Annotated in this window: 6 protein-coding genes; 5 read left to right on the top strand and 1 reads right to left on the bottom strand. The window is 39.5% G+C overall.

The genetic code is table 11. The features are described from left to right. Nucleotides 1–208: 208 nt before the first annotated feature. The 4 genes from wecB to VL047_RS02200 are packed head-to-tail and all read left to right on the top strand — an operon-like array spanning nucleotide 209 to nucleotide 4,726. Nucleotides 209–1,324, top strand: a complete 1,116-nt coding sequence (gene wecB, locus VL047_RS02215) for a non-hydrolyzing UDP-N-acetylglucosamine 2-epimerase (protein WP_325358082.1) — start codon at nucleotides 209–211, stop codon at nucleotides 1,322–1,324. Between the two features lie 30 nt (nucleotides 1,325–1,354). After that, on the top strand, nucleotides 1,355–2,575 hold the full coding sequence (gene wecC, locus VL047_RS02210) for a UDP-N-acetyl-D-mannosamine dehydrogenase (RefSeq protein ID WP_325358080.1): 1,221 nt from the start codon (nucleotides 1,355–1,357) through the stop codon (nucleotides 2,573–2,575). A 9-nt stretch (nucleotides 2,576–2,584) separates the two neighbouring features. Beyond that, nucleotides 2,585–3,562 carry an NAD-dependent 4,6-dehydratase LegB gene (locus tag VL047_RS02205; RefSeq protein ID WP_325358078.1) on the top strand — a complete coding sequence of 326 codons (978 nt, stop codon included), beginning with the start codon at nucleotides 2,585–2,587 and terminating at the stop codon, nucleotides 3,560–3,562. A gap of 3 nt (nucleotides 3,563–3,565) precedes the next feature. Next, nucleotides 3,566–4,726: a LegC family aminotransferase gene (locus VL047_RS02200; RefSeq protein ID WP_325358076.1), complete on the top strand. Its 1,161-nt coding sequence runs from the start codon at nucleotides 3,566–3,568 to the stop codon at nucleotides 4,724–4,726. A 118-nt stretch (nucleotides 4,727–4,844) separates the two neighbouring features. Here VL047_RS02200 and VL047_RS02195 read toward each other — a convergent pair whose 3' ends face one another. Then, nucleotides 4,845–6,017: an IS4 family transposase gene (locus tag VL047_RS02195; protein ID WP_325358074.1), complete on the bottom strand. Its 1,173-nt coding sequence runs from the start codon at nucleotides 6,015–6,017 to the stop codon at nucleotides 4,845–4,847. A 124-nt stretch (nucleotides 6,018–6,141) separates the two neighbouring features. On the opposite strand from VL047_RS02195, the gene VL047_RS02190 reads away from it, so the two are divergent. Beyond that, entirely contained in the window at nucleotides 6,142–6,759 is a 618-nt protein-coding gene (locus VL047_RS02190; protein WP_325358072.1) for a NeuD/PglB/VioB family sugar acetyltransferase, read from the top strand. Nucleotides 6,760–6,771: the final 12 nt, after the last annotated feature.

The following is a 6,771-nucleotide window of genomic DNA, read 5'->3' as shown; positions in this document are numbered from 1 at the left end:
AGTAGCTGCCTCGGTACAACATAATTATAAGCCCAAAGACTATCGTTTAGAGCTTTATTGTGCCACAAAACCAAAAGGCGCTTTTGTGGACATCTTTATTATCATGGGACTGCTAAGAAAAAAGTTTATTAAAGTGTTTAGGTGATAATTCCCAGCGAGGGCGAGTTATGCCTTCTTGCTTAAGAAATATTAGCCAAAAAATTCAAAAATGAAGAAAGTACTAATTGTATTTGGAACCCGTCCTGAGGCGATAAAGATGGCTCCGGTAGTTAAGGCCTTTAAAGAGGCTGCTGACTTTAAAACCAGGGTTTGTGTTACTGCGCAACATCGTGAAATGTTGGATCAGGTTCTTGCGTTTTTCGATATTAGACCGGATTACGATTTGAACCTGATGAGGCCTAACCAAAACCTTTTCTCTTTGACTGGAGATATCCTAAACGGATTGAAACCTATTTTGGAAGATTTTAAACCGGATGTTGTACTAGTGCACGGTGACACGACAACTTCTACTTCTGCTGCTTTAGCTGCATTTTACGGAGGCGCTAAGGTAGGGCATGTTGAAGCAGGTCTGCGTACCTACAATAAGTTAGCTCCTTACCCTGAAGAGGTTAATCGCCAATTGACCGGACGGCTAGCCGATTACCATTTTGCCCCAACCGAAAGGTCGCGACAAAATCTCCTAAATGAATTGGTGGATGACACCAGTATTGTTGTAACCGGCAATACTGTAATTGATGCTCTTTTCGAGAGTGTTGAACGGGTAAAGAATGTGGAAGGTAATGTGTTAATTGATCGCTTGAAAAGCCTAGTTGGAGACGACGAAGTCGTGTTGGTTACCGGGCACCGAAGAGAAAATTTTGGTGATGGATTTCTGAATATCTGTGCTGCCATAAAAGAAATCGCATTGAGTTTTAAAGGCAAGGTGATTTACCCGGTGCATCTTAACCCTAACGTCCAAAAACCTGTTAAGGAACTTTTGGCTGATATTGATAATGTAATTTTAATAGACCCTTTGCCCTATGAAGCCTTCGTCTGGATGATGAATCGCTCGAAGTTAATAATTACTGATAGTGGCGGTGTACAGGAAGAAGCACCCAGCTTGGGTAAACCGGTCTTAGTAATGCGTGACACCACAGAACGCCCTGAGGCTGTGGTTGCGGGCACGGTTGTTTTGGTTGGTACAGATAAGCAAAAAATCGTTGATGAGGCGCTGGATTTGTTATCAAATAAAGAGCGGTACGCAAGTATGAGTGCCCTGCACAATCCTTATGGAGATGGCAAATCTGCCCAAAGAATAGTTGATTTTCTTCGCTTTATTGATTGACATATCAGACTATAATTTTTTAATAAAGACATGAATACAAACATTACAGTTTCGACCCTCGGGTTGGGATATATAGGATTACCCACCTCTGCACTTGTTGCTTCAACTGGTATAAGAGTTAGGGGGATGGATGTTAATCAGAACGTAGTTGATACAATCAATAAAGGTGAAATCCATATAGTGGAGCCTGAATTGAAAGATTATGTAGCACAGGCTGTCGCTAATGGGAGTTTGAGCGCATCTACACAAGCGCAAGCTGCTGATGTCTATTTGGTTGTTGTCCCAACTCCTTTCAAGGGAAATCATGAGCCCGATATATCTTTTGTTGAGGCCGCGACGCGGAGTATAATTCCATTATTGAAAAAAGGCAATCTTTTCATTATTGAATCTACTTCACCCGTAGGAACCACCGAAAAGATGAAGGACATTATATTTGGAGAGCGACCAGAGTTGAAAGGTGATCTGTTCTTGGCATATTGTCCGGAGCGGGTTTTGCCGGGTAATGTTATGTACGAACTAGTGCACAACGATCGGGTAATTGGAGGTGTAGACGAAGCTTCTACCAATAAAGCAGTCGAGTTTTATAAGTTGTTTGTTAAGGGAGAGCTGCATAGAACAAATGCTCGCACAGCTGAAATGTGTAAACTCACTGAGAATGCTAGCCGGGATGTGCAAATTGCATTTGCCAATGAATTGTCGTTGATTTGTGATAAGGCAGGCATAAATGTATGGGAGTTAATAAAGTTGGCCAACAAGCACCCCAGAGTTAATATCCTTCAGCCCGGTTGTGGAGTAGGAGGACATTGCATCGCTGTTGATCCATACTTCATTTTGTCAGAGTACCCCTTAGAATCTCAAATTATAGGGAAGGCACGAGAGATTAATAATTACAAATCTTTTTGGGTGGCTGAGAAAATTCAGAATGCCAGATTTGAGTTTGAGCTGAAATATGGTCGCCGGCCTTCTGTCGCCATAATGGGGCTAGCCTTTAAGCCGAATATTGACGATTTAAGGGAGTCTCCTGCTAAGTATATCGCACAGAAAGTCCTTCAGAGTAGTAATAATGAAGACATATTTTTTGTTGAGCCCAATATAAAGGATCATAAGGTGTTTAAACTGACAGATTATCGAGAGGCCTATGAGAAAGCCGATATCGTTGTTTTTTTGGTGGCGCATGAGGAATTTAAGGCTTTAGGATTGGAACGGCGAAGCAGTAATGTGATTTTAGATTTTTGTGGAATTAGAAATTAGGGATTCGTTATGAGAGCATTAATTACTGGTGCAGATGGATTTATTGGATCACATCTTACCGAATTGTTATTATCTAAAGGCTATAAAGTAAAAGCCTTGTCTCAATATAACTCTTTTAATAATTGGGGGTGGTTGGAGGATGTTTCTCCGACTAATAATTTAGAAGTAATAACCGGAGATATTCGTGACCCTCATTTTTGTAAAGAAATAGTTAAAGGGGTAGATAATATATTTCATTTAGGAGCTTTAATTGCCATTCCTTACTCTTACGTAGCTCCAGATAGTTATGTGGACACTAATATTAAAGGGACTTTAAACATATGTCAAGCAGCAAAAGAACATGGAGGTATTCGTGTGATTCATACTTCAACATCAGAGGTATATGGAACAGCTCTGTATGTCCCTATTGATGAGAAGCACCCAAAACAACCACAATCGCCATATTCAGCTTCCAAAATAGGAGCAGATGCTATTGCTATTAGTTTTTATAATGCTTTTGAGCTACCTGTTACAATTGCTCGTCCTTTTAATACATACGGCCCAAGACAGTCTGCGCGAGCTATAATTCCCACGATAATTACACAAATTGCTAACGGAATAAAGGAAATCCGTTTGGGAGATTTAAGCCCAACTCGGGATTTTAACTACGTAAAAGATACCTGCAAAGGTTTTTTGGCTTTGGCAGAAAATGACAGCACAATAGGCAAAGAGATCAACATCAGCTCTAATTTTGAGATATCGATGAAGGATACCTTAAATATGATAAAAAAGATTATGAAGTCTAATGTTAAGTTTGTTACCGATGAACAACGACTGCGACCGGAAAAGTCAGAAGTATTTCGGCTATGGGGAGATAATTCGCTAATTAAAGAGTTAACAGGTTTTGTCCCCGATTATAATATTGAACAGGGGTTAACAGAAACCTGCAAGTGGTTTGCTAATGATGATAATTTGAAAAAGTATAAGTCTGGGATATATAATGTTTAAATAATGAGTCAATTTGAAAATGTAGTTTCTTTTATTAGAGAACAGTTTAGTAGACCACAGGGGTTTATTCCTTTGCATGAACCGAGGTTTGGTGGGAATGAAAAAAAATACCTTTTGGAGTGTGTTGATTCAACATTTGTTTCCAGTGTTGGTAAATTTGTCGACCAGTTTGAGGAAATGGTTTCAGAATACACAGGTGCGAATAAAGCTGTTGTGTGTGTCAATGGAACCAATGCATTGCATTTGGCCTTAAGGCTAGTTGGGGTTGATTCGGGAGATGAAGTTATTACGCAGCCCTTAACGTTTATTGCAACAACAAATGCAATTAGTTATTGTGGTGCTCATTCGGTATTTGTGGATGTCGATAAGGATACTTTAGGATTATCTCCTTCCAAGTTAGAGGAATGGCTCCTTGAGAATGTAGAAGTTAGAGAACATAATGGTGAATTCTTTTCATTTAATAAATTAACAGGAAGACGGGTTTCCGCCTGTGTACCGATGCATACTTTTGGTCACCCGGCCAGAATTGATGAAATCATTAAGGTTTGCTCTAAACACCATATTAAAGTTGTTGAAGATGCGGCTGAAAGTTTGGGAAGCTTTTATAAAGGAAAACATACCGGAACTTTTTCGGAGGTTGGGGTTTTAAGTTTTAACGGCAATAAAACTATTACTACCGGTGGAGGTGGTATGTTACTTTTCAGAGATGAGACGCTTGGAGAACATGCCAAACATCTGACCACACAGGCAAAGTTACCCCATAAATGGGAGTTTCGACATGATTTTATAGGATATAATTATCGAATGCCCAACATAAATGCCGCATTAGGTTGTGCCCAAATGGAGCAATTGCCTGGTTTTATTACTCAAAAACGTCAATTGGCTAATAAATACAAACAATTCTTTAGCGGTTCTGCCATTGAGTTTATTGATGAGCCACAAAATTCGGAGAGCAATTTTTGGTTGAATGCCATACTTTTGAAAAACTTAGAAGAGCGGAATCAATTCCTAGAGTTCACTAATGCGAATGGTGTAATGACCCGCCCTGTATGGGACTTGATGAATACTTTGCCGATGTTTAATGGTTGTCAAGTAGGTGATATTTCTAATTCGGTATGGTTGGCTGAAAGATTAGTGAATATACCTAGTAGTGTCATAGAATAGTGGTGGAAGAAATGCAATTAAAGCTCATTAAATAAGTTTGAAATAGGCAAATTTTGCTTATGATTTTCCATTGAGTAACAATTTATGAAGGAATCTCACTAGTGTCTATTAAAAAATGTTAATCAAATTTCAAGTCCAAATAGAGTTGGCAATCGTTATCATCATTGGCCATATTTACCATAGGAGCCAAGAGATCTTGGATGGGATCCTTTACCAGAAGGGAATTGCCAAGGATACGCATAACCTCAACAACAGGTCTGTCCAGTTTGAGGTCGTGTTCAATAATAGCGACGAGGCAGTACGTGATGATGGCGATATGTATCTGTATCCGGACTGCATTTTCAGATTCCCCCCAAAAGGATTTGACCCGAAGATGCTGCTTGATCCATTTGAAGAAAAGTTCGACCTGCCATCTGTAGCGGTAAAGAAGGGCAATTTCATTTGCTTTGAGATAGAAGTTGTTGGTGTAGTAGGTGAAGGATCTTCCAAGGTCAGGGGCATAGAATACGATGCGCCTGAGCGAAACCGGATAATTTCCACTATTTCGTTTACCTGTGAATCTAACCGTTTGGTCTCGCAAGACATTGTCAGCTCCTCCAAGCATGTCTTCTCCTTCCGTGATTTCATAGTCAGGTCGGGACTTCTCCCGTATGATGAAGAAAGCTCCAGCCTGCTCAATTGCGTAAAGTCTGGAAAGGTCAAAGTATCCTCTATCAAACACATAGCAAGCCTGTTGCTCGTAAATAAACCAGGCCATGGACTTGGTATCATGCGCATTCGCATGACTGATTCTGTAGAAGACCGGTATTTCAGTGGCAATATCAATCTGTGTATGAATCTTGATACCGGACTTTGTGCTTCTGAACTTTGCCCATCTAAAGACCGACATGCACAAATCAATGGTGGTGGAATCAATGGCATAGAACCTACCGTGGAGTTCAAATTCTTTGGTGGTACGTTTAGCTTGGGCAATAGAGGCAATAAAAAAAGCATACTTCTCAAAGATCCCAGGGTCTCTGAGGCTGTTAACTTTGGAAAGAACACTTCTATTGATTGGAACCTTTCCAAAGCCCAAGTGAAAAGATCTTTTAGCATGAGCGATAGTGACATCTGTGAGTTCTCTAAGGCTTTGATAACCAATGAGCTGACCGTACATTATGACCAGCATATGACTCCAGTAAGATGGTGACATTCCGGCTGTTCTGTCTTTATGTTTTATTACCAGTCGTTCAAAGTAGCGTTTCGGAAGAAACTGCACAATCTGTGCGAAAACATACTTGCCTATGTTCATACCTGTTCCAATTTGTCCCTAAATATAAAGGAACAAATTTCAAAAGGGCGACAAGGTTTTTATATGATAAACTACTATTAATTAAATACATACAAGGCGTTTTAACAAATATTAATAGACACTAGTGAAGGAATCTATTATTCTTATTGGTGGAGGGGGGCATTGTAAATCTTGTATTGATGTTATTGAGCAGGAAGGCAAATATCGAATTGCTGGGATCATTGATATAAAGGAAAAAGCTGGTCAAACCTTGCTAGGTTATCCCTTTATCGGAACAGATGATGATTTGCCGTTACTCGTAGGGAAATATAAAAATGCATTGATTACTGTAGGCCAAATTAAATCTGCAGTATTACGAATAAAACTGTATAATTATTTGAAAGAATTAAATGCCTTCTTACCGGTAATACTTTCTCCTCTTGCTTATTTGAGCAAGCACGCCTTGGTTGAGGAGGGGTCTATAATAATGCACCATGCTTTAATTAACGCTGAAGCGTGTATAGGAGCAAATAACATTATTAATTCAAAAGTTTTAATTGAGCATGAAGCAATACTTGGTAATCACTGCCATGTCTCAACATCTTCGAAAATCAACGGACAAGTTATAATTGGCGACGAGTGCTTTATCGGCAGTGGTGTTACGATTGCTAACAATATTGAAATAGCCAACAAAGTAATTATTCCTGCAGGGACAACTGTTTTCAAAAGTATTAAAAAATCAGGCATTTATATCAAGTCTTGATCGGCCGGAAAT

Origin of the sequence: Albibacterium sp. (genome assembly GCF_035514885.1) — a bacterium.
GTDB lineage: Bacteria > Bacteroidota > Bacteroidia > Sphingobacteriales > Sphingobacteriaceae > Albibacterium.
Note: the sequence above shows the minus strand (reverse complement) of the source record. Positions and strands in the feature narration are given on the sequence as shown.